The organism is Kitasatospora cystarginea (assembly GCF_039533515.1).
GTDB lineage: Bacteria > Actinomycetota > Actinomycetes > Streptomycetales > Streptomycetaceae > Kitasatospora > Kitasatospora cystarginea.
Window position 1 is genome coordinate 323,090 of sequence record NZ_BAAATR010000005.1, and the last position, 22,157, is coordinate 345,246.

Sequence of the window (22,157 nt, forward strand, 5' to 3'; positions counted from 1 at the left end):
TGGCTGATGAATGGACCAGCAGGACCATGGGGCGAGAGAGCTGGTGCACCTACCCTTCCGGTGTCACCCAACTGGGCGGCCATAACACCAGGGTCCTTCCGCTGCCGCGGCTGACGTCCGCACCTGGCTCGATCAGTTCCGCACTCGCTGCCAGTGCTGCGCACGCTGCCTCAACGCCGCCCGTGACCAGTCCTGGTACCGCGCCACCGGTCGGTGCTGCTCCAAGCGGCTGTCCCTGCTGCCCAGGCTGTCCGCTCCGTACTCAAAATCCACCCCGGAGCACGCCGCTCGCGTTTAGGAGATCCGCCGCAACATTGTCCGCAACATCCGCATGGCCCCGCCCCCGCCGCTTCAAATCCCTCACCGCCGACGAGGCCCGCCAGTTTCTCGCCGCTGCCACCGGCCACAGGTTCTGCTCGAACTCGCCCTGCACACCGGACTGCAAAAAGACAAACTCCTCGGCCTGCTCTGGGAAGACCTCGACCTCGCATGCGGTACCGCCGGCATCTGCCACACCCTCCAGCGCACCAACGCCAGGGGCCTGACCACCCTCCCGACGAAGACCCAAAGCTCCGAGCAACGCATCGCCCTGCCGGCCCCTGCCTGCACTCACTCACGCACCGCCATGACCAGCAGCGCCAGGAACGTGAGGCGGCGGGCAAAAACTGGCAGAACAGCGGCTACGCCTTCATTCGCGCCGACGGAGCCCCGATCGAGGGAGCCGCACTCACCCCGCACTTCACCGCCCTGCTCCGCTGGGCCAGGCTCCGCCGCATCCGTTTCCACCATCTGAGGCCTCGGCGGCGACCATGCTTCTCGAACAGGACCTCAAACTCGTCGTCGTCAAGGAACTGCCCGGCCACGCACACATCAGCGTCACCGCCACCATCTACGCCCACGTCCGGCCCCGCCAAACCCGCCTCCCGGCCCGACAACGGCGACGAACCGCCACTTTGTGCAACACCCGTCCGTTGATGTTGCCGTCAACTACCGCCGTCAGAAAACTGAAGACGCCCTCCTGGAACCATTTCCAGGAGGGCGTCTTCAGCGCCGAATTGGCAACCAGCGAATCCGTGAACCAACTTAAAGGACATCCCGCCGGAGAGCAGGATCATGACCATCTCAGTCGAAGTACTCCCACCAGAAATCGAGGTTCTGGCGAAGGCACTCTCTAGGCGTCCGGGTCCAGCGCTTTCGCCAGGCCTTCTTGAAGGTCCTCACTCTGGGAACGTGTCGACGACCACGCCAAACTATAGTGCACCACTCGCTTGGCCTCGGAGGCCGTGCACATACCCAGGTCAATCATCGCGCGAATGCAGGCAATTTGCGAGAATCCAGCCCCTTTTAGGTATTCAATGACAGGCTCACGGTCCAAGCTGTCTTCAAATTTGAGTCGAACTTCCCGCAGGGCTCGCTCATATTCCGACTTCCCGATCATTCAGCACCTCCAGAATACTTAGTTAGATCCAGAGTGAAGTCGACCTTGTGCCCGACAGGTCCGCTGACCCTATCCCCTTCGATCCTAAGCGACTTATAGCCTCGCCTGGCCAAGGCTGGAGCTATGTTCCCCCGAAGCTCGGCGAGAACCGTTGCCACCCCGAGACTTCCGCGTTCAAGGCCATCCTCCCCATAGACGGCAACATTAGAAATGGTGACCTTCCCATCAGCTATTTCCACATTGCCACCAATTCCAACCACCCCCTTAGGGGTACTAATCTCATGCCAGAGATAGTCACCGTCGGCAATTTCTGGAAAATGGCCTGGGATTCCACAAGCCAATCCGTCCGAGTTATGCACTAGCACCGGCGTGTTGCCTGCGAGTACATAGTACGTGTGGACGGAGTTGATGGTCAGGTTGTATGCGGGCTGGAGAGTTTTCCAGTGCCGGGTGGCCGTGATCTGTGCTGCTTGGCCGGTCGCTGTCCGTGCGGCATCGCCGGTCGTGAGATCGGCTGCATAACGCCAGGCGTGCTGGTTTTCGGACCAGAAGGGGTGATGATCGGTCGAAGTGATCGTGCTGGTTGTACCGTCCGGCGACTTGATGGTGAGGTCGGTGAAGTCGCGGTCGTCAGGTGTGTAGATGGTGGCGTCCACTCGGCGGGCGTCCGTCGCGCCGGAGACGGGGTCGGTGGCCCAGACTTGATCCCCAGTGTGGATCTGCTCGATTGGGAGGGCCGATCCGTCCGCCATCAGGACACGGGTTCCTGCGGGGAAGCTGTTCCGCTGGCAGGCCGCCAACAAGTCATCAAAGGCGCGGAAACGTGTCCCCTTGACTACGCCTTCGACGCCTTCCTCGATCTTCTCAACGGCCTTGAGCCTGCCGACCGGGAGGACCGTCAAGGCGGCTGCGGCGCATTTGCCGAGGGTGGGGTTGGTGATGCAGTCCTTGATGTCGTTGAGGCCGGTGACTTCCCAGACGATGGCGGTCAGGGTCGGGTCGGGTGGTGTGGTGTCGATGACGAAGTTGCCATCCGAGCCCAGCACGCAGGGTAGGAGGCCCGCTGTCTCGTGGTTGGGGCTGGGGATGCAGCGCTTCGGCTGCTTCTCCTTCGCCTTGCGTTCCGCTTCGGCCTTGCGCTGTTCTTCGGCCTTGCGCCGGGCCTCGGCCTCCTCGGCCTGGCGCTTGGTCAGTGTGATCTGCCAGGCCTGGGAGGCGGCATCGTCGGCCTCACGGGCGCTCTTTCCCGCCGCGAGGGCGGACTTGCGGGCGTCGGCCGCCGAGTCGCTGGCCTTTGCGGCGGAGGTGCGCGCGTAGTCCGCAGAGAACGCCGCCTGGGCGGCGGATTCAACGGCGGCGTCCGCGTCGCGGTCCGCGGCATCGGCCGCGTTGCGTGCGGTGACGGCCGACTTCGCGGCCTGCGCTGCGGAGTTCTCCGCGCTGGTGGCCGCGACGTCCGCGTCATGGGCGTAGCCCTGGGCCTGCTGGGCGGACTTGGCGGCTTCGGCTGCTGCCTGCTGGGCCTGGTCGGCGGCCTTGTTGGCGTCGGCGGCGGCCTTGGCGGCGATCCAGCTGTTCTGCCGGGCCTTGGCCGCGACCCCGGAGGCCTCGGCGATCAGGCGCTGCATCTGGGCGATGTGGTTGTCGGCGAGGTTGTCCTTGCGGGCTGCCATGTACTGGCCGACCTTGACGAAGTCGTGCAGCTGGTCCGCCGGACCGGACAGGGCGATCTTGGCTGCGGCCTTCATTTCGGGCCCGCCGTCGTTGAACAGCTTCGAGGCGATGACCCGCTCGTCGTCGTTCAGCGCCGAGTACTGGCCGTTGTTGATGAACGCGACCAGCGCCTTGGGATCCTTGGTGGCCAGGGCGGCCTTGGAAGCGTCCTTGATGCCAGGTCCACCAACGTTGTTGATCTGGGAGACGCGCACCCGCAGGTCGACGTCCGCCACTTGGTACTGGCCGGTGGTGTAGAAGTCGGAAACCTGCTGGTCACTGCCCTTGAGCGCGGACGCGGCGGCGGTGCGCACGCTCTCGTAGGGGCTCTGGGTGCTGAGCTCGAAGACCTTCTGGCGGATCTCCTGCTGCCCGGCCTTGGCCCAGCCCGTGCGCAGGTACTCCAGCACATCGTCGTCGGTGCCGGACAGGGCTCGGGCAGCCGCGTCCTGGCTGAAGGGGCCTCGCTCCTTCAGCGCCTTCAGGGCGAGCTGGCGGCCCTTCGCCACCACAGCCTTGGAGTCGGCGCCGGGCTTGGATGCCTCTGCGGCCAGCGCCACCGCGGTGTCGTCCAGCCCCCTGGCCTCGCTGAGGCCCGCGGCGGCAACGGAGGTGAACTTGTCGGCCTGGGCCTTCTGGGACCTGGCGCGCTCGATCGCGGCGGCGGTGCGAGTGGTGAGGTCCTCCGCCTCGCTCCTGCGGGCGATGTCGAACACCTTCTTGGCGGTCGCGACCGCGGCATCCGCCGCATCCGCGGCCTTCTTCGCCGCATCCGCCTGCCGAGTGGATTCGGCAGCCTGGTCCGCCGCCTCACCGGCGTGCTTGGCCGCCTCCTCCGCAGCATCCGCGGCAGCATTCGCGTGCGCGGCAGCTGAGTTGGCCGCATCACGCGCCTCATACGCCGCATCCGCCGACTCATCCGCCAGCGCCTGCGCGGCGTTCGCCGCGCGGTCGGCCTCCCTGGCGTGCCGACGCGTCTCCGCCGCCGCGGTCGCCGCCTCATCCGAATGAACCCCGGCCTCATTCGCCGAAGCATTCGCCTCATCCGCGGCATCCGCCGCAGCGTTCGCGTTGGCAGTCGCACTCAAGGACGCCCGCGCCGCAGCCCTGGCAGCCCGGGAGGCATCACCGGCCGCCCCCGCTGCCAACGCCGACTTCTTCGCCTGCTCCGCCGCCGAACGCGCATCCGCCGCGGCGTTCTTCGCTTCCTCCGCCTTACCCGCGTCACCACCCGCGGCAACCGCAGCGCTGTACGCCCGGTCAGCGGCGTCCGCCGCAGCCGCGGCAGCACTCGCCGTCTGTGCGGCAGCCAACGCGGCAACCCGCGCCGACCGGTTCGCCGCGTTCGCCGCACCGATGGCTTCCTGCGACGCCTCGGCGGCAGCCCGCGCGGCATCCGCCGCCTGCCCGGCCTTGACCGCAGCCCGCTCGGAGTCGTTCCTGGCCGCAGCGGTCTCCCTGGCCGCGGTCTGCGCCGCCTCCTTCGCCAGCTCGGAGGCCGCAACAGCCCGGTCGGATGCCTCCTTGGCCGCGTCCGTCGCAGCCTGAGCCTGCACACCGGCCTGCTCCGCCTGTTCGGTGAGCTGCTGGATGGTGGCGTGTTCCTGGTCGCGGTTGCGGGCCGTGAACTGCCCCACTTCCAGGAACTCGGTGATGTCGTCGGGGCTGCCCTTCAGGGCGACCTTGCCGGCCGCCCTGACGGCCGGGCCGCCGAAGTTGATGATCTTCGAGACCAACACCCGGTCGTCGATCTCACGCGCGTCGTACTGGCCCGCCTTGAGGAACCGGGCGACGTCCTCGGGCGTGCCCTTCAGGGCCGCCTTCCCCGCCTCCTTGACCCCGGGGCCACCGAAGTTGATGACCCGTGAGGCCTCGACACGCTGGTCCTCCTGCAGCGGAGCCTTCCAGCCGTCCTTCAGGAAGGCGCGCAGGTCCTCCGGGGAACCCTTGAGGGCCTTCTTCGCGGCCTCACGCACCGCAGGACCACCCACGTTGAAAACGCGGCTGGCATCGACGCGGTCATCGTCGTTCTGGATACTGTCCTTGTCGGCGAGGAACTTCTTGACGTCCTCGTCCGTGCCCACGAGGGCCTTCTCAGCCGCTTCCTTGATACCGGCGCCGCCGGTCGTCCACAGGCTGACGGCCAGACCACGATCGGACACTGCGAAGGGGTCGTCATCCGCCGCGTCGGCCGCGGCCGCGGCCGCGCGCCCCGCGCCGAGCAGGCCGGCCGCGAGCGTGACGGGCAGCAGAACGGCACACGCACCGCGCATCCCCGGTATCCAGCCCCCGCCGGTCTTCGCTGTCCTGGTGCCGCCTGGCGCTCCCGGAGAGCGCAGAGGCCATTTCACAAGCCATTCCCTTCATCATGCTGGTGGTGTGCGTCACAGCAGGCGGTGGAGTCAGGAACTCCCGCATTGCCGAACCCCGCAAACCGGCCCCCGCCGAAAGGGGGGTGTCACAGTCGGGGCATCCATGCAACGTGCACGAACGCTGTGGAGCAGAACTGAGATACCGTCATATGTGCAGAGTCAGTAGCGATCTGACGCATTGGCTGCTGATACCTTACTCAGGTTTTATTCAGGAGATTCACAGGCAGCACCCTGATGCCGCCCCATGCCCCCGGAGAAGGACCCATGTCGATACCCCGTGCCCGAAAGGCCCTCATGGCGAGCGTCGCCGCCGTTCTGACCGCGTGCACCGGGCTTGCGACCCTCACGGCCGCCCACGCCGCCCCCCGGGCCTCCACTGCCAGCGCCAGCGCTACAGCGGCCGACGACGCCATGCCCTTCGCCGTCGAGGACTTCGCCTACCCCGGGGCGGCGAAGATCCTCCAGGAGCAGAAGATCACCCTCAAGCAGGGCGACGGCCACATCATGCTGACCGACTGCAAGTCCGCACACGACATCACGATCGAGGTCCGCTCCGCCCAGAAGGAGGTCTGCTTCGCGGTCAGCGGCAAGCAGGGCTACGTCACCCTGGAGCTGCCCGACGCCTACGGCATGTGGACCGAGGACCACCCCGTCCGCGCCAAGATCACAGCCGACGGCAAGGAGACTCTCGTCGACGCCCCCAAGAACGACTACAAGACCTTCGGCGAAGCAGGCGACGACGGCAAGAGGTCCGTCCTCCTCGAACTCCGCATCACCGGCTGACACACCGCGGATCGAATCTCCCGAATCGGTCCGCCAGGCCGTTCGCACCAGTAACCGACACGATGGCGGAGACCGGGTTGGCAGCAGCATCGGCACCTATCACCGCCGAAGGCACAACGCTGCCCCACAGAGGATCGAGAGACATCCGATGTGCCCAGTCCCGACGCCTGCCTTCTCTTGCACACCTGATTCAGATGATTCCGAGGACCTACCGTATGTCTCTTCCCGGCTCACGACCGGCATGGAGGACCGGGCTGTTCACCACCGCCGTAACAGCCGGCACTCTGATCGCGGCCACCGCAGGTAGCCCAGCCGTCGCCGTCTCCGGCGATCCCGCTGCCGACAGCTCCTACGCCTTCACCACCAAGCTCGACATCGGCGGCAAGCGAGCCTGCAGCGGCGCCCTCGTCGCCCCCCAGTGGGTGATCACCGCCGCCAGCTGCTTCATCGACGACCCGCGACAGGGCACCACGGTGTCGGCCGGCAAGCCGAAGGATGCGACCACCGTCACCATCGGCAGCCAGGTCCGCGACGCCGTCGAGCTGGTTCCCCGTACCGATCGCGACCTGGTGATGGTGCGCCTGGTCGACCCCGTCACCGCCATCACACCGCTGGCGGTCTCCGCGAAGGCACCCTCCGCGGGCGAGGAGCTGACGGTGGCGGGCTTCGGACGAACCAGGACCGAGTGGGTACCCGACAAGCTCCACACCGCCACCTTCACCGCCGGCGCGGTCAAGGCCACCACCGTCGACCTGGCCGCCAAGTCGGCGGGGGCTGCGATCTGCAAGGGCGACACCGGTGGCCCAGCCTGGCGAACGGACAACGGCAAGCCCGCCCTCGTCGCGGTCAACAGCCGTTCCTGGCAGGGAGGTTGCCTCGGTGAGAGCGAGACTCGCACCGGCGCCCAGGACGTGCGCGTGGACGACATCGGCGACTGGATCCGGGAAGTCGGAAATCGTGGTTACCCGGTGCTGGACGCCAATGGCCGGGCCAACTTCTCCGAAACGGCAGCCGCGGACTTCAACAAGGACGGCAAGGCCGACCTCGTCGCACGCGACAGCACCGGATCCCTCTTCCTGTGGAAGCACGACAGCGGCGATGCCTTGAAGTGGCCGTCGTTCCTTTCCAGCGGGTGGAACTACACCCAGACCACGGCAGCCGACTTCACCGGCGACGGCAAGGCCGACCTCGTAGCCCGCGACGGCAACGGCGACCTCTACCTGTGGGCCGGCGACGGCAACGGCGGCTTCGGCCGACCCGTCAAGCTCACCGGCGGCTGGAACTACACCCAGACCACGGCAGCCGACTTCACCGGCGACGGCAAGGCCGACCTCGTAGCCCGCGACGGCAACGGCGACCTCTACCTGTGGGCCGGCGACGGCAACGGCGGCTTCGGCCGACCCGTCAAGCTCACCGGCGGCTGGAACTACACCCAGACCACCGCAGCCGACTTCACCGGCGACGGCAAGGCCGACCTCGTAGCCCGCGACGACAACGGCGACCTCTACCTGTGGGCCGGCGACGGCAACGGCGGCTTCGGCCGACCCGTCAAGCTCACCGGCGGCTGGAACTACACCCAGACCACCGCAGCCGACTTCACCGGCGACGGCAAGGCCGACCTCGTAGCCCGCGACGACAACGGCGACCTCTACCTGTGGGCCGGCGACGGCAACGGCGGCTTCGGCCGACCCGTCAAGCTCACCGGCGGCTGGTAACCCTCCGCACTCGATTGCCGCCCAACACCGGCAGTGATCGAAGCTCTGGTGAATGCTGTCCACGGACATCACTCACCATCCCCACGCCAGGGACGCCTGTCGGCGCCCGCCGTCTCGATGGGCCCGGTTCTGCCCAGGGTGTGTTGCCCACGGACAACACACCCTGGGTCCAAGGAACGTGTGCACGCCATACCTCCGTCGGCGTGCACGCACCACCACTACCCAGAAACCTGAGTTTCTGGAGCCCTGTACCCGGCCGCTGGCCAGCGACAGCAGGCCGAGCTGCAGGACCAGGACGTCGCTGAGCGGCCACATGGCGCGGTAGCAGTTACACACGGCGCCGGGAGCAGGCACAGCGTCAGCACCAGTCATCCAGCCGCGGCGATCTCGTGCGCAACGGCCGTGGACGTACAAGCCATCGGCGGCAGTCGGCGTCTCCTCCGTCGGTCCGCGCGGGAATTCGGGAGCTGGCCGGGGCGGACATGCGGCATCGGCCATATCCTCAACCTGCATCTGGTCCGCGCGGCGGCTCCCACCGGCGCGGCTACCGTCAGCTGCGTCATCCCGCTGTGGTCCAACCATGAGCGCGCTGCCGCTCGCGGAACCGGCCGACGGGAACACCCTGCTCTGCGGACTCCTGGTGGTCGCCACGATCGTCTTCACCGTGCCCGGCCCCTTCCCCTCCGGGTCTGAGGTGCAGCGCGGGCGGCGTGTAAGGTGCATGGGACGGAGTGACCCGTGCGTTCGCCCGTCGTACACCTCATCCTAAGGACCTAGTGGTCCATGGTGCGGATGTCCAGGTCTCAGCAGGGGGAGCCAGTCCTCCGTCAGGTTCGAGAAGGCTTCCCATGACAGTGCGCCGCCCCAGCCGAATCCCCCGCCGCGCCGTGCCACTACCTACGCCGCCCCGGAGTACCACAGCGACACCGGCAGCCCGTCTCCGTCGTCGGCTCCCTGACCTCGACCCAAACGCGGTGCTGCACGGCGTACCTGCCGGATGAGTGCTCCAGCCAGAACAGCGCCCGCTGCCCGCCCCACGGCAGAGCCCGGGATTGCCAATCAGGAGAGTCGTAGCAGCATGATCAAGAAACCGCGCTACCGCCGCACCACAGCTCCGGTGGCCTCGCCCTTGTCCGGCAAGCCCCGGCTGGCGGTACTGGACGGGCTGCGCCTGGTGGCGGCATTGATGGTGGTGCTCTACCACTACACGGCGATGGACACCCCCTGGAACGGGCACACCCGGACCATCTTCCCGTCCCTGCACCATGTCTCCCAGTACGCCTGGATCGGGGTGGAGGTCTTCTTCCTGATCAGCGGGTTTGTCATATGCATGAGCAGTTGGGGCAAGTCGCTCGGCGACTTCGTGGTCTCGCGTGCATCCCGGCTCTACCCGGCCTACTGGGCCGCCGTGGTCATCACGGCGATCGTGATCAGCCTCTGGCCGCAGGTCGAGCACATCCAGAGCTGGGCCCAGATCGCGGCCAATCTGACCATGCTCCAGGACGGCATGCACGTCCGTGACGTGGACGGCGTGTACTGGACGCTGTTCACCGAGATGAAGTTCTACCTGCTGTTCGCCCTGCTGGTGGTCACGCGGGGCGTCAACTACCGCAACTGCGTGCTCTTCTGCGGCGTCTGGACCGTGATCGGGATCACCGACTACTCGGTCCCCAACGACCTGCTCGACATGTGGGCCATGCCGCTGTTCTCGCCGTACTTCATCGCGGGCATCGCCCTCTACCTGATGTACCGTTTCAAGCCGAACGCGGTCCTGGTGGGCATCCTGGTCATCTCCTTCCTGCTCGCCGAGAACGAGATCGTCAAGCGCGTCGGCCTGAACCTGAGCGAGCCGAACCGCTCGATCGCGGCCTGGCCCGCCCAGATCCTGATCGCGGTCGCGTTCGCCGTCATGACCCTCATCGCCCTCGGCAAGTTCGACCGCATCCAGTGGCGGTGGCTGACCACCGCGGGCGCTCTCACCTACCCGCTCTACCTGCTCCACGAGAACATCGGCTGGACGATCATCCACACCCTCAAGGCGCGGGTCAGCCCCGTCCCGCTGGTGGTCGGCACCGCGATCGCCATGATGGTCCTCGCCTGGCTGTTGCACCGAATCGTCGAGCGTCCACTCGGCCGCAGGTTCCGCACCACGCTGGACCGGGCCATGACGGAGATGCGGCAGAACTCGCTCCAGCCGAAGGAGCGCGAGGTCCCGCCGCCGGCCTCCGAGCCGCACTCGCAGGACCCGTCGCAGCGAGTTCTCGCCGGCTCCGCCCGCTGAGCTCATCCCACCCAGCCGGAAGCGGCTCGCCCGCCTGCTCCTCCCCGATGCAGGCCGGCGGGCCGCTTCTCGCTTCTCTCACCGGCCCTGCGGCAGCCACCCGCGTCGGACCGCCCGCACCCCGGACTCGAACCGGCTGCGCGCGCCCAGCCGTTCCATCGGGTCCGTCGCCTGCCGCCGGGCGGTACGGGCGGAGACGGCGAGCCGCCTGGCGATCGCCTCGTCGGTGAAGCCCTACGACACCACAGACTCCTACCGCCCCAAGGGCGGCAAGTGGGCAGCCCAGGACCTCAACACCGAGGCCGGATACTGCGTCCAGGCCGGCGCCCCGCCGCGGTGGTCGACAACAACGGCGGCTTCCACGTCTTCCCCCGCAAGGCCAACGATGGCAACCTGCTCGAGACCGTCGACCACAACAACGACAACACCTGGGCCGAACAGGGCCTCACCAACCAGACCGGCCTGTAACACACATGTCGAAGCCCCCGGCCGGAACCTGTCCGGGCCGAGGGCTTCGACGCACCCGACGCTCTTCGCGGCAACGCGGGCCGAAGCCCCGGCGACAGCCCTACCGGATGGTCGCTCGCTTCCTAACGCACCGCCGCTCGTCAGCTCCTACGAAGCAGCGCTGACCCAGTCGCCGAACGGGCCGGCACCAGGCGCGAGTTGACGGCACACATGGAGACGCCCGTCGGACCCCTGGACGGCGATCACCGCCCGGCCGGTGCTGTCGTAGGCCGCACTGGCGGAATGCACGAAGCCGCCGATCGGGGCGGGCAGGTCGGTCCAGCTGCCGTCACCGGGCACGCGGTCGGCTGCGGCCGGGCCGCCGGGCAGGGGCCGGAACTGGTAGCCGAGACCCGCGAAGTCGTTTCGGCCGACCAACAGCACGGCGCCGGGGACCACCGGGGACGGCACCGCGGTCAGGGGGCCGAAGCCGCCTCGGCCGGTGATGTACGCCGGCCCGTCGTTCCAGTTCCCCTTGTGGTCGGACTGGGCGGCGGCGTAGAAGCCGGCCGTCTCCGGGCGGCGGTAGAACACCTGCACCCGGCCGTCGGCGACGGTCGCGGTCGGCGGATCAGCCGGAGTGGTGAGCCGGAACCGCGGTGCCAGCACCACGTCCGAGTCCTTGCTCGACTGGAACCAGTGGAAGACCCGGTCCCGGCCGGCTCCGAAGACGTCGATGGTGCCTCCCGGAGCGGTGACCGCCGTCAGACCGTCCTGGATCGCCCCGCCGTGCAGGTCCAGCCAGTCGCCCCAGACCCCCTTCTTGTTCTGCATCCGCGAGCTGACGCCCTTGCCCCAGTTGCGGACGAACAGGTGCAGCCTGCCCTTGCCGTCGCGGGCGACCGCCGGGGTGCCCAGCTGGCGCATCCGGTAGGCGGTCGGGCTGGGATTGCCGAGGCTGGTCCACGGACCGAACGCACCGCCGCGCTTGGACTGTGAGCTGTGGACGATCTCGCGCAGCTGCTGTTCCGGGTCGTGGCTCAGTCTGGTCAACCGGGTCGCGAAGAGCTGCCAACGGCCGTCCGGCGTCAGGTCGATGGCCAACCTCGGCGCCACCGGACCGTCCAGGCCCAGGAGTTCGGGGCCGTCGAAGCGTCCGCTGCCAGGAGCGGACTCCAGCCAGCGGACGACCCGCTGACCGAGCACACCGAACGCGGTGAGCCGGCCGTCCGGGCCGGTCCGCAGCCAGTCGGTGGCGCCGACGTACCGGTGCCGGGTCGCCTGGGCCCAGCCGGTGCCGCGGACCGAGAAGGCCACCGTGTAGTCACCGCCGCCGGCCGGGTCTCCGCAGTCGTAGCCGTCCGCGCAGCCGTAGATGTTGAGGTAGAACTCCTTGGCCGAGTACGCCTCCGGCATCAGGTTCGGCACCCAGCGCTCGTTGTAGTAGCCCCGGTACGCCTCCACCGCGAAGTGCCCGGCTCCTCCCGGGCCGGTGTAGGACTGCAGCGCCAGCCAGGTGAACTGCGCGGTGGCAGTGTGGTCCTGGTGGTCCGAGTGGTCGCCGTAGTCGTGGTGCTGGCGATTCTGGGCGTCGTGCACCTGGTGGTCCGGGTCCGGGTCCATGGTGCGGACCGTGGTCGGCCGGAAGGTGTCGAACAGCCAGGCCAGGGTCCGCACCAGGCCGGCGCGGGTGTAGCGGCCCGTCTCGCGCAGCTCGGTGCCGGTCGGCAGCAGCGTGGGCACGTCGGGAACGGTGTCGTCCCAGAGCATGCGGAGCCGGGCGGTCTGGCCGTCCGTCGCGGTGCCCTGCTGGCGGATGTTGAGGAAGACCAGCCGGACCTGGGAGGCCCCCTCAAGGGTGAAGGTCTCCAACTGCGCCCCGTCGGGCGCGGTCAGGACGCCCGACGACCAGCGCGCGGCACGGTCGCCGAGCGCCATGGCCGCGTACGCGCCCTTGAGGCCGTTCTGCCTGGCCCGGGCGAACCGCTCGAAGTCCGCCGGGCCCCGCTCGTGCGGCAGCGTGCCGTACCGGTGGTTGTGGCCGTCGGCGTCACCGCTGGTCAGGTAGACGCCGGTGACCGGCGCACCGGTGCGCAGCGACCGGGCGATCTCCGGGTTCATGAAGTACAGGTCGTCGTCCGGATGGGCGACGACGTGCAGGAACGACAGTCCGCCGGGCACGATGTCGGTCATCGGCTCGTCCCTCTCTCTGCTCCGTGGCAGCGTACGGCCAGGATCCGTCTTGGACCGCTGACAGGACCGGTAACGGAACCGGCAGCAGGGCCCGCGTCTCGCGGATCCTGCTGCCGGTCGGTGTCAGCCGCGGGCAAGCCGCTTGTTGCGGACGCTGCCCTTCTCGTACTGGCTCGGCACGGGGAAGTAGCTCGGCAGGAAGACGGAGAGGATGTCCGCCTGCTCCTCGGCCGAGACGTCCGCGTTGTGGTAGTCGTTGATGCAGAACACGTCGTTCGGACGCAGGCTCAACAGCCTTGCCAGCTTGGGGTGCTGGACCCGCAGGCCGACGTTGACGAAGCCGCTTGAGATGGGGGCGGCCACGCTGGTGCCGGTGAACATGCCGTAGTAGTGGTGCAGCGAGGAGGCGATGGCCAGGTCGGTCTCGCTGCGCAGCTGGGCCTTCGCGGTGCGGGCGACCTCGTCCGGGAAGCGCTCGTCGAGTTCGGCGAGGACGCTCTTGCGCAGGGCGTGCGGCGTGTGCAGGAAGGTGTTGGCAAGGCTCCGGCCGAACTCCCGCTCCAGCAGGGCGCGGTTGTTCTTGGCGGCGATGAAGGCGAACTCGTCGCCCTCCTGGACCTCCATCGGGTCGACCGTGGTCGGCGACTGGAAGCACTTGGCCTGGCCGGTGCCGAGGAAGAAGGCGTCCGGGCCCAGGGCGCGGCCGATGAACACGTCGTCGTTGAAGTACAGGAAGTGCTCGGCCAGGCCCTCGATCCGGTGCAGCCGGCTTTCGATGGCGTGCGAGTTGAAGCTGGGCAGCTTGCCGGTGTCGCCGAAGATCTCGCGGTGGCTGACCACCTTCACCCGGGGGTGGTCGGTGTCCAGCCAGTGCGGCACCTGGTCGTCGGTGACCAGGTGGATGGTGCGGATCCAGGGGGCGTACATGTCCAGCGAGCGCAGCGAGTACCGGAGTTCCTCGCGGTTGCGGAACCGGGCGTCGTCCGAGGAGCCGTCGGTCTCGGAGGGTGCGAGGCCCAACTCGACCAGGGCCTTGTTCTTGCGCTCGCGCCAGGCCGGGTCGTTGCCGTCCACCCAGGTGTAGACCACGTCGACGGGGAAGTCGACGTCGGTCGGCAGGGTCTTGGTGAAGGCCTCGATGGTCGGGTAGCTGCGGTCGCCGATCTCGAGGGTCGCGGTCGCGGTGAGCGCGGCCGCCGGCAGGGTGGCGCCGTAGACCGTGCCGCCGGGGACGTCCAGCAGCCTGGCGTCGTCCTTGTTGGGCGTGGTGAAGGCCACGGTGCAGCCGTAGACGCCGGTCAGGCGCATGGTGCCGGCCGTCGTGGTGACCGGGCGGAACAGCCGGAGCGCGGCCATCGAGCCGGCGGCCGGCAGGTACTGGTCGAGGATCGCGGCGAGGACGTTGGCCTTGGTACCGCCCCGGGCGTCCAGCAGGCTCGCGTACACCGGAGCGTCCTTGTACCGCTCGTTGATCGCCCGCAGTAGCTTCTCGCGGTACTCGACCGCCACCGCCAGGCTGTGCCGCAGCGCGGTGGTCCTGGTCATCACGTACGGGATGCCCAGCTCGTCCAGCAGGTCGACGGTCAGGTCCAGGTTGGCCTGCATCACGTCGAACGGCGAGAGATCGTCCGCGATCTGGCAGATGTGGCCGCTGGCGCGCATCACGGTGCCGCCGCTCTGCGCCTCGATCCGGACCTCGTGGGCCTTCTGGCCGACCTTGTCGATCGAGCCGACCGCGCGGGAGGGCTCGGCTCCGACGGTGCCCAGGGCACCCCGGGCGGACTCGGCCAGCGCGCGGCGGCGACGGCGGGCGGCGACCAGCCGGCCGCTGTCACGGTCGGCTATCAGGCCTTGGAACAGCTCGCTCCACTGCGCCGCGACCTCGGGCGCCGACCAGCGCGCGGCGGCCTTCAGCGAGGCGGCGCCGAAGGCGTGCCGGGTGTCGTCCTCGGACATCATCCGGTCCAGCGCCTCGGCCAGGCCCTCGATGTCGTCCGCCGGCACCAGCAGGCCGTTGACGTCTGGGGTGACGATCTCGCCCGGGCCGTTGGGGCAGTCGTACGCGACCACCGGGACGCCGGCGGCCTGCGCCTCGGCGAGCACCAGCGGCAGCGCCTCGACCCGGGAGGTCAGCAGGCAGACGCTGGCCTGCGCCCATTCCTCCAGCATGTGCTGGGTGGAGCCGACCAGCTGGATCTGGTCGGCGGCGCCGACGGTGCTGGCGAGTTCGCGCATCTTGCGAAGCAGCGGGCCGTCACCGAGCACTCGCAGTCGCCACTGCGGATGCTTGGCGGCCACCCGGTCGAAGGCGTGGATGGCGTGGTCGATCTGCTTCTCCGCCACCATCCGGCCGGCCAGGGTGATGGTGCGGGTCTCCAGCGAGGAGGCCGGACGGTAACCGTCGGGCAGGGCGTTGCCGAGCACGGTGAGCTTGGGCGCGTACTCGCCGAAGGTCTCGGCGAACCAGGCCCGGGTGGGCTCGCTCAGCGCGATCAGGGCGTCCAGGTGCGGGGCGAAGCGCAGCAGCGGGGCGCCGCTGACGCCGCGCAGCTCGGAGACCCGGTGGTCCTGGCAGACGGTGATCGCGGACGGCGGGGCGACCCGGACCATCAGCGCCAGCAGGGCGGGCGTCGAGGCGACCAGGATGTCCGAGTCGGTGTCGCGCAGTGCCCGCTCCACCTCCAGGTCGGACAGCCGGTTGAAGGACCGCTCCCAGGCCGGGTCCACCAGCTCGCTGGGCTGGGCGGCGAGCCGGCGGTACACCGCGTCGTCCAGGTCCGCGCCCTTGACCGGGCGCGGGACCGGGCCGGTGTTGTCCACCAGGTTCCGGATCTTCAGCTTGCCGCCGGTGGAGAAGAAGCCGCTGGAGCGGGTCTTGAAGACGCTGAGCACCTCGACCTGGTGCAGCTCGGCGACGGCTTCGGCCGCGGTCAGGATGGCCCGTTCGGTGCCGCCCATGGTGTCGGCGCTGGTCAGGAGAAAGGTGATTTTCACGTGAGCGATCCCGTGGTGGCGGTGGAGTTCGACTGCTGGCCCGGGGCGGCCGGTCCGGGCACCGGGCTGAAGGACAACCGGTAGATACCGCGGATGGTGTGGCGCTGGGTCACGTAGTGTAGGCGGCCCTTGCGGTCCGCGATCACCAGCTTGACGCCGGTGTTGAGCATCACGCGGACCGGGCGCAGGTCGTCGGGGCGGCGGCGCAGCCAGTACCTGCGGCCGCTCTCGCCCACCCAGCGGAAGCTCCAGTTGGCGCCCTTGCCGACGGCCTGGAACTGGTCCAACGGCAGCGTGCAGCGCAGCAGTTCGGGGCTGCCGGGCACGGGCTCGACGGTCAGCGCGATCGTCTGCCGGCCGTCGGTCGCCTCCAGCCGGCCGCGCGGACCCGGCGGACGGAAGTCCAGCTGCAGCCCGGCGAACCGGCGGACGGTGCGGACCAGTACGGCGCGGACGGCGGGATCGGAGACGTTGAGCCTGAGCCGGCCGGACGGGGAGACGCCGGTGTGCATCGACAGGCCGCTGACCGGGCAGGCGGCGAGCGCGGTGCTCGGCCCGGTGAGGGTCGGCGTCTCGCCCACGCCGATCAGCCGGAGCTCCTCGGCCGCGCCGCCGGGGGTGGTGATCCTCAGCGCCAGGGACCAGCGGCCGTCGGTGACGGGGAGGCCGCCGACCTGCTCGCCGAGCAGCGCGGAGACCGCGACGCTGGGGCGCCCGCCGGACCCGGCGGACAGCCGGCCGGGGACGGTGAAGTGCCGGCTGCCGTTGCCGACCGTCAGCTCGGCCCTGGCGTCGGCCGGGGTGCCCGGCGGCAGCAGGGCGTGCACGTTGAGGTTGTGGCCGCCCAGCACCATCGCGTACTTCACCACGGCGGCGGTGCCCTCGGCGCGCGGAGCCACCACGGAGTGGATCAGGTGGTCCCGGCCGGCGGCCACGTGCCGGCCGGCCTTGCGGCGGATCCGGTCGGGCAGCTGGCTGACCGGCAACCTGCGCCAGGCCAGCACTCCGGAACGGCCGACCACGCGCAGGGCGTGTACTTGCTCGGCCACCGTGACCTCCTAGGGCTCTCCCCGGAAGGTCCGGGCTGTCGATTCGGGCACTCGTGCGGGTGCGGGAGCAGCCATGCTAAGTCACCGGCAGATCCCGGGACTTCCTCGCCTCCGGGCCCGATGCCCCACTCTATCGGGGACGAAGTTTGCCAAAACGGACATTCCCCTTACGCAGCCCCTCCTTACGGCGCAGTGTTCCTCCGGTTGACACACGGCAAAATCAAATGACAGTGTGAGCGGCGAGCGAGGACCGCCATCCGTACCCACACACGCGGTCCCGCCGACGCCACCGGGAGCGGTGGTGGGAACTCGGTCCTCCGCGCGCACCGTGGTCGATGGTGAAGCAGAAGTGTTGGGGGAGCGATGAATCGCTTGACAGCCGTGGAGAACTCCGACTCCACCTCGCCAGGCGCACCCAGCACCCCGACGTCCCGGGGAAGCGCCGTCGGAGTCCTGAAGTCCGAGCACTCCAAGCTGGTCCACGCCTACCGCCGGATCCTGCCCGAGCGCAGCCGCGCGGCGATCGCCAAACACATCTCGCACGAGACCCGCACCCGGGTGATCCACACCATCTCCCGCTCGCTCTCGATGCAGCAGCGCCTCGACGACGGCGGGCGCCTGGCCAGGCGGCACCCGCAGTTCTTCGAGTCCGGCGAGGTGGCCCTGGCCCAGATCGACAAGGACCGCAAGATCGTCAGCGTCCGGGCCGACCTCGACCCGCTGAGCTGCCGGGCGCGGAACCTGGAGCTGGTCCGCGGCGCGCTGGACGGCGCCGGCATCCGCTACTTCGCCGTCCGGGGCCTGGCCGACACCTCCTCGGTGCTCGCCGTCACCCTGGCCGACCGGGCCGCCGTCCTGCGCGCACTGCAGGCACTGTGCACCAGGGTCCCCGGCTACCTCTCCGTCGCGCCGCGCTCCGGCGAGCAGCCGCCCGCCACCTCGCTGCCCGGCTTCGAGCCGGAGAGCTGGCGGACCGTCGAACAGGCCGAGGTCATCCGGCTGACCTGGTTCCAGGCCGACCAGGACGGCCACTACCTGCTCGGCCACGAATACGGCTGCGACGTGGAGTTCTGGCACGCCGAGGACGGCGCGCTGATCGCCCCGCGCCGCAACCGGGTCACCGAGCGGGTCGACGCCGACGAGCCGGCCACCCCCGCGCCGGGTGCCCTGTTCACCAGGCTGGCGGCCTGGAGCAGCCCCGGCGACGAGCTGCCCACCCGGGCCCCGTTCACCGCCGCGCTGCCCGAGGACATCCGCTTCCCGGTGGACGTGGTCTATACCTGGGTCGACAGCAACGACCCGAAGTGGCAGGCGACCCGCGCAGCCGCCAACGGCACCGCCACCTCCTACAACCCCGAGGCCGTCAACGACGCCCGCTTCATGAGCCGCGACGAGCTCAAGTACTCGCTGCGCTCACTGCACCTCAACGCGCCCTGGGTCCGCCACGTCTACCTGGTCACGGCCGACCAGGTACCGTCCTGGCTGGACACCTCGAACCCGCGGATCACCGTGGTCAGCCACCGGGAGATCTTCACCGACCCGAAGGCCCTGCCCACCTTCAACTCGCACGCCATCGAGAGCCAGCTGCACCACATACCCGGCCTGTCCGAGCAGTTCCTCTACTTCAACGACGACGTCTTCCTCGGCCGGCCGGTCGTCCCGCAGCTGTTCTTCCACTCCAACGGGCTGACCAAGTTCTTCCCCTCCCAGGCGATGGTGCCCTTCGGCACCCCCTCGGTCCAGGACCCCCCGGTCGCCGCCGCGGCCAAGAACAACCGCCAGCTGATCCAGCAGGACTTCGGCACCACCCTGGTGCAGAAGATGATGCACGTACCGCACGCGCTGCGCCGGGACGTCCTACTGGAGATAGAGGAGCGCTTCGCCGAGCAGCACCGGGAGACCGCCGCCACCAGGTTCCGCGGCCCGTCCGACCTCTCGGTCGCCTCCTCGCTGCACCACCACTACGGCTACCACAGCGGCCGAGCGGTCCCCTCCGAAATCGCCTACGCGTACCTGGACCTGATGCACGACAGCACCTCGCGCCGCCTGGCCCGGATCCTGGCCACCCGGAACCTGGACGTGTTCTGCATCAACGACACGGTTTCGGACCGCAAGGACCTGCCGGCCCAACTGGAGCTGCTGCAGCCCTTCCTGGACGCTTACTTCCCGGTCCCGAGCCCCTTCGAGAAGCGGGCGTGAACCGGCCGCACGGGCACGGCCGTTGCGGATCGGCCGCAGGGTCGTTGGCAGTGCGCGCGAGAACGAACGACAACCACTCCCGACCGGTACCCCGACCGCCCCGGCCACAGTAGGCGCCGGTTCCTGGCCGCTGCCGGCAGCCTCGGCGGCGCGCTGGCTACGAAGGCAACACCATGCTCGGCGGCAAGGCCCGCAGCATGGACGTCCCCGGCGGCGGGGGCCGCCGGCCGCTGCCGGGCGAGCACGGCTTTTAGGGCGGCGAGGATGTCAACGCAACGGCCTTCCCAACGCCCTCGACCTCGGCTGAGCCGCCCGGCCACCGGCACGGGCCTCGGCAGCGGCCGCGTTACGGAGGGAATATCGGCGGCGCACCGGGCCGATGTCGGCCAGACTGGGCCGGTGATCGTCATACACCCCGTACTGGAGAACGGTGCGCTCGACGCCTTCCAGCTGTGGCCGGTGGCCGAGCAGCCGCCGTACCGGCTCGTGCCGTTGAACCGAATGCTGGACGACGAGGGGGTCGGCGCGGCCGTCGCCACCATCGCGGGCTACAACCGGAGCAGGGCCGACCCCAACCCCGCCGACCCGGCCGCCGCCTACCTGAGCCCGCTGCTGCACGAGGAGGGTTTCGTCGCCCCCGGCGGACTCCGGGTCCAGGACACCGCCACCGGTGCGACGCTGAACCCCGGCTGCTGCTGCGGGCTCGAGGACTGGCGCGCCTGGCTGGAGGTCGCCGACGGCGGCGAGATGTGGCTCGGCCACGACCCGATGCCATGGGCCGAACAGGCCGGCGAGACCATTCGCCTGCATCCCGACGAGGAGCGTCCCGGGCCTGTGATCGAGTTCCCCAGGGCCGCGCTCCGCCGGCTGCTGGCCGAGGTGCAGCAGGACCTCGCCGACTTCCTCCTGCTGCTCGCCGACTGGGCCGGCCGGTACACCCCCGACTCCGCCGACGCCCTGGTCGCCGCCTTCGACAGCTCGCTCCAGATCACCGGCCCGCTCCGGCGCACCCTCCAGTGGCCGGCGTATGACTGACCCGGCCCTCCCCGCCCGGGCGGCTACCCACGGCGCCGACCGCGGCCAGGGCCGTACGGTCGCCTCCGCCCGGGTCGCAGCCCGGCTCGGCGGCCTCCTCGAACCGGACCGTCCGCTCGGACGCGACCACCACCGCCGGTGAGCCGGGTCCGCTCCGGCTCAGTACTGGATCACCTACCAGCGGTCGTTGCCGGACACGTCCTCGCACTCGTACTCGTAGCCGTCGCCGCTGTCGTCGGACTGCTCCTGGTAGCTGTCCGTCGCACTCCGGCATGCCTGCTCATCGTCGAAGCCGTCACCGGCCGGGTCGCCGTCCCACAGGCACTTGTCCTCGGTGCCCCCGGGGAGGCAATCGCGCTGCACGGCCACCTGGCGCTGCCCCGCCGCCTGGGCGGTCTCCTGGCCCGCCGCCTGGCCCGCCGCCTGGGCGGTCTCCTGGCGCGCTAAGGCAGCCGGAGCCACCGTGCCGAACAGACCCACGATCGCCACCACGGCCAGACCCACCCGTACCATCCTGTCCATTCGATCCCTCTTCCCTAGGCCGACGACCTGCGCGGATCCGCGCCTGACGAAGCGACACCTACCACTGCCGGCCGAGTGATTCGGGGACGCACCACCGCCGGAGGCGCGGCCGCCACACGAAAGCGTGATCACTGGCGAAATGGTGCACCGCTGGGTGATGATGAGCAGGCGGAGACCGCCTCGGCCCTTCGCTTCCGCTCCACCACAACCACCTCGCTCGAAACAAGGCAGGGTCATCCATGTCCGAGCAGTTCGATGTCGAGCCACTGGGCGATCACGACTACCTCGTACGCGCCCACGTCAGCGAAGAAGTGATCGAATCGCGCTTCCAGGCCAGCCCGGCGGTGCTGGCGGAACTCCGGCTCCCGGAGGCCGACGAGCAGCGCGTGGTGCGCGAGGCGGCGCAGTTCCTCGCCGAACGGCAGCCGGTCATCGACTTCCCGCAGATGGTCGACCTCGACGATCTCGTCGCCGTCTACGACGACTTCATCTCCGAACTGGGCCGCCGCCTGCCGCCGCACTGACCAGGGACAAGGATCAGGCCCAACTGGTGTGCCTGAAGCACCAGTTGGGCCAGATCCACGCACCGCTCGGGTACCGCGGGCGGGTAACACGATCGGAGTGTCAGGTCTTGGGCTGCCAGCCCTCCAGGTGGGCGAAGGCCACCACGTTCTCGGTGTAGTCCATGGCGTTCCGGTCGTACGCGCCGCCGCAGGTGATCAGCCGGAGCTGCGCGTCATCGGCCTCCCCGTACACCTGCTCGTCGGGGAACTCCTTCTTGGCGTAGGCCTCGATGTTGTCGACGACGTACGTCACGGTGACACCGTCCGCACGGGTGATCTCGACCTTGCTCCCCTGTCGGAGAGCGCTGAGCCCCACGAAGACCGCGGGCCCGGTCTTGGTGTCGACATGGCCGATGACCACGGAGGTGCCGGGTTCGCCCGGTGAGGCGCTGCCGTTGAACCAGCCGACCAGGTTCTTGTCGTCGGCCGGGGGCGGAGCGATCTCACCGGAGGGCTGCGCGGCCAGCTGGGTGAAGGGGGCGTCCACCCCGATGGCGGGAATCCTCAGGCGTTTCGGCGGCGAGGAGCCCAGCACCGGCTTGGACGGCGAAGGCGCGGCCTCCGGGGGCTTGGCCTGGGCGGGGCCCGGCTGAGCGGGGCCCGACTGAGCCGCCGACGTCTGCGACGGCACCGGCCGCGCAGCGGCGGTCTTGGGGACGGCAGCCGACTTCGGGGGCAACGGCGCACCGGCCAGCGACCCGTTCAGCGGCTTGAAAATCATCAGAATGCCGAAGACGGCCATCCCGATGCCGAAGAGCGACAGCCAAGGCCTGCGGGTACGTCCCTCGGGCTGCTGATCTGTTTCGGGATCCGACGCGGAGTGAGACTCCATTCTGCAATGCCTTTCCTGAAG

Annotated in this window: 14 protein-coding genes and 2 pseudogenes; 9 read left to right on the forward strand and 7 right to left on the reverse strand. The window is 69.3% G+C overall.

From position 1 onward, the window contains the following. Window positions 1-106: 106 nt before the first annotated feature. Window positions 107-920, forward strand: a pseudogene (locus ABD369_RS41530) (site-specific integrase); the annotation flags it as partial. Window positions 921-1,434: 514 nt separating this feature from the next. On the opposite strand, the gene ABD369_RS08805 reads toward ABD369_RS41530, so the two are convergent. Further along, complete coding sequence (locus ABD369_RS08805; protein ID WP_344635687.1) at window positions 1,435-5,424, reverse strand: polymorphic toxin-type HINT domain-containing protein; 3,990 nt, start codon at window positions 5,422-5,424, stop codon at window positions 1,435-1,437. A gap of 363 nt (window positions 5,425-5,787) precedes the next feature. Between ABD369_RS08805 and ABD369_RS08810 the strand changes: the two genes are divergently transcribed. The 3 genes from ABD369_RS08810 to ABD369_RS08820 all read left to right on the forward strand — a co-directional run bounded on the left by ABD369_RS08810 (window position 5,788) and on the right by ABD369_RS08820 (window position 10,302). Continuing rightward, window positions 5,788-6,306, forward strand: a complete 519-nt coding sequence (locus ABD369_RS08810; protein WP_344635688.1) for a hypothetical protein — start codon at window positions 5,788-5,790, stop codon at window positions 6,304-6,306. A 215-nt stretch (window positions 6,307-6,521) separates the two neighbouring features. Continuing rightward, window positions 6,522-8,021, forward strand: coding sequence for an FG-GAP-like repeat-containing protein (locus ABD369_RS08815; RefSeq protein WP_344635689.1), 1,500 nt, complete (start codon window positions 6,522-6,524; stop codon window positions 8,019-8,021). 1,078 nt (window positions 8,022-9,099) lie between these two features. Then, complete coding sequence (locus ABD369_RS08820; protein ID WP_344635690.1) at window positions 9,100-10,302, forward strand: acyltransferase family protein; 1,203 nt, start codon at window positions 9,100-9,102, stop codon at window positions 10,300-10,302. A gap of 78 nt (window positions 10,303-10,380) precedes the next feature. Here the strand turns inward: ABD369_RS08820 and ABD369_RS08825 are convergent. Next, window positions 10,381-10,536: pseudogene (locus tag ABD369_RS08825) on the reverse strand (helix-turn-helix domain-containing protein); the annotation flags it as partial. Between the two features lie 102 nt (window positions 10,537-10,638). Here ABD369_RS08825 and ABD369_RS08830 point away from each other — a divergent pair. Then, complete coding sequence (locus ABD369_RS08830; protein WP_344635691.1) at window positions 10,639-10,770, forward strand: hypothetical protein; 132 nt, start codon at window positions 10,639-10,641, stop codon at window positions 10,768-10,770. A 147-nt stretch (window positions 10,771-10,917) separates the two neighbouring features. On the opposite strand, the gene ABD369_RS08835 is transcribed toward ABD369_RS08830, so the two are convergent. The 3 genes from ABD369_RS08835 to ABD369_RS08845 all read right to left on the reverse strand — a co-directional run bounded on the left by ABD369_RS08835 (window position 10,918) and on the right by ABD369_RS08845 (window position 16,985). Next, window positions 10,918-12,942 (reverse strand): PIG-L family deacetylase, encoded by a 2,025-nt coding sequence (locus ABD369_RS08835; RefSeq protein ID WP_344635692.1) that lies wholly within the window; start codon window positions 12,940-12,942, stop codon window positions 10,918-10,920. A 123-nt stretch (window positions 12,943-13,065) separates the two neighbouring features. After that, the gene (locus tag ABD369_RS08840; RefSeq protein ID WP_344635693.1) at window positions 13,066-15,936 is read right to left on the reverse strand and encodes a stealth conserved region 3 domain-containing protein; all 2,871 of its coding nucleotides are present in this window, start codon (window positions 15,934-15,936) and stop codon (window positions 13,066-13,068) included. Then, window positions 15,933-16,985 carry a hypothetical protein gene (locus tag ABD369_RS08845; RefSeq protein ID WP_344635694.1) on the reverse strand — a complete coding sequence of 351 codons (1,053 nt, stop codon included), beginning with the start codon at window positions 16,983-16,985 and terminating at the stop codon, window positions 15,933-15,935. The genes ABD369_RS08840 and ABD369_RS08845 overlap by 4 nt, the downstream gene beginning before the upstream one ends. 363 nt (window positions 16,986-17,348) lie before the next feature. On the opposite strand from ABD369_RS08845, the gene ABD369_RS08850 reads away from it, so the two are divergent. The 3 genes from ABD369_RS08850 (at window position 17,349) to ABD369_RS08860 (ending at window position 20,361) form a co-directional block, all read left to right on the forward strand. Beyond that, complete coding sequence (locus ABD369_RS08850; RefSeq protein WP_344635695.1) at window positions 17,349-19,184, forward strand: stealth family protein; 1,836 nt, start codon at window positions 17,349-17,351, stop codon at window positions 19,182-19,184. Between the two features lie 399 nt (window positions 19,185-19,583). After that, window positions 19,584-20,219: a hypothetical protein gene (locus ABD369_RS08855; protein WP_344635696.1), complete on the forward strand. Its 636-nt coding sequence runs from the start codon at window positions 19,584-19,586 to the stop codon at window positions 20,217-20,219. Then, the gene (locus ABD369_RS08860; RefSeq protein WP_344635697.1) at window positions 20,212-20,361 is read left to right on the forward strand and encodes a hypothetical protein; all 150 of its coding nucleotides are present in this window, start codon (window positions 20,212-20,214) and stop codon (window positions 20,359-20,361) included. The genes ABD369_RS08855 and ABD369_RS08860 overlap by 8 nt, the downstream gene beginning before the upstream one ends. Before the next feature lie 32 nt (window positions 20,362-20,393). Here ABD369_RS08860 and ABD369_RS08865 read toward each other — a convergent pair whose 3' ends face one another. Then, window positions 20,394-20,741, reverse strand: coding sequence for a hypothetical protein (locus ABD369_RS08865; protein WP_344635698.1), 348 nt, complete (start codon window positions 20,739-20,741; stop codon window positions 20,394-20,396). 239 nt (window positions 20,742-20,980) lie between these two features. On the opposite strand from ABD369_RS08865, the gene ABD369_RS08870 reads away from it, so the two are divergent. Further along, entirely contained in the window at window positions 20,981-21,265 is a 285-nt protein-coding gene (locus ABD369_RS08870) for a hypothetical protein (protein WP_344635699.1), read from the forward strand. Between the two features lie 100 nt (window positions 21,266-21,365). On the opposite strand, the gene ABD369_RS08875 is transcribed toward ABD369_RS08870, so the two are convergent. Then, on the reverse strand, window positions 21,366-22,136 hold the full coding sequence (locus tag ABD369_RS08875; RefSeq protein ID WP_344635700.1) for a class F sortase: 771 nt from the start codon (window positions 22,134-22,136) through the stop codon (window positions 21,366-21,368). Between the last annotated feature and the right edge of the window lie 21 nt (window positions 22,137-22,157).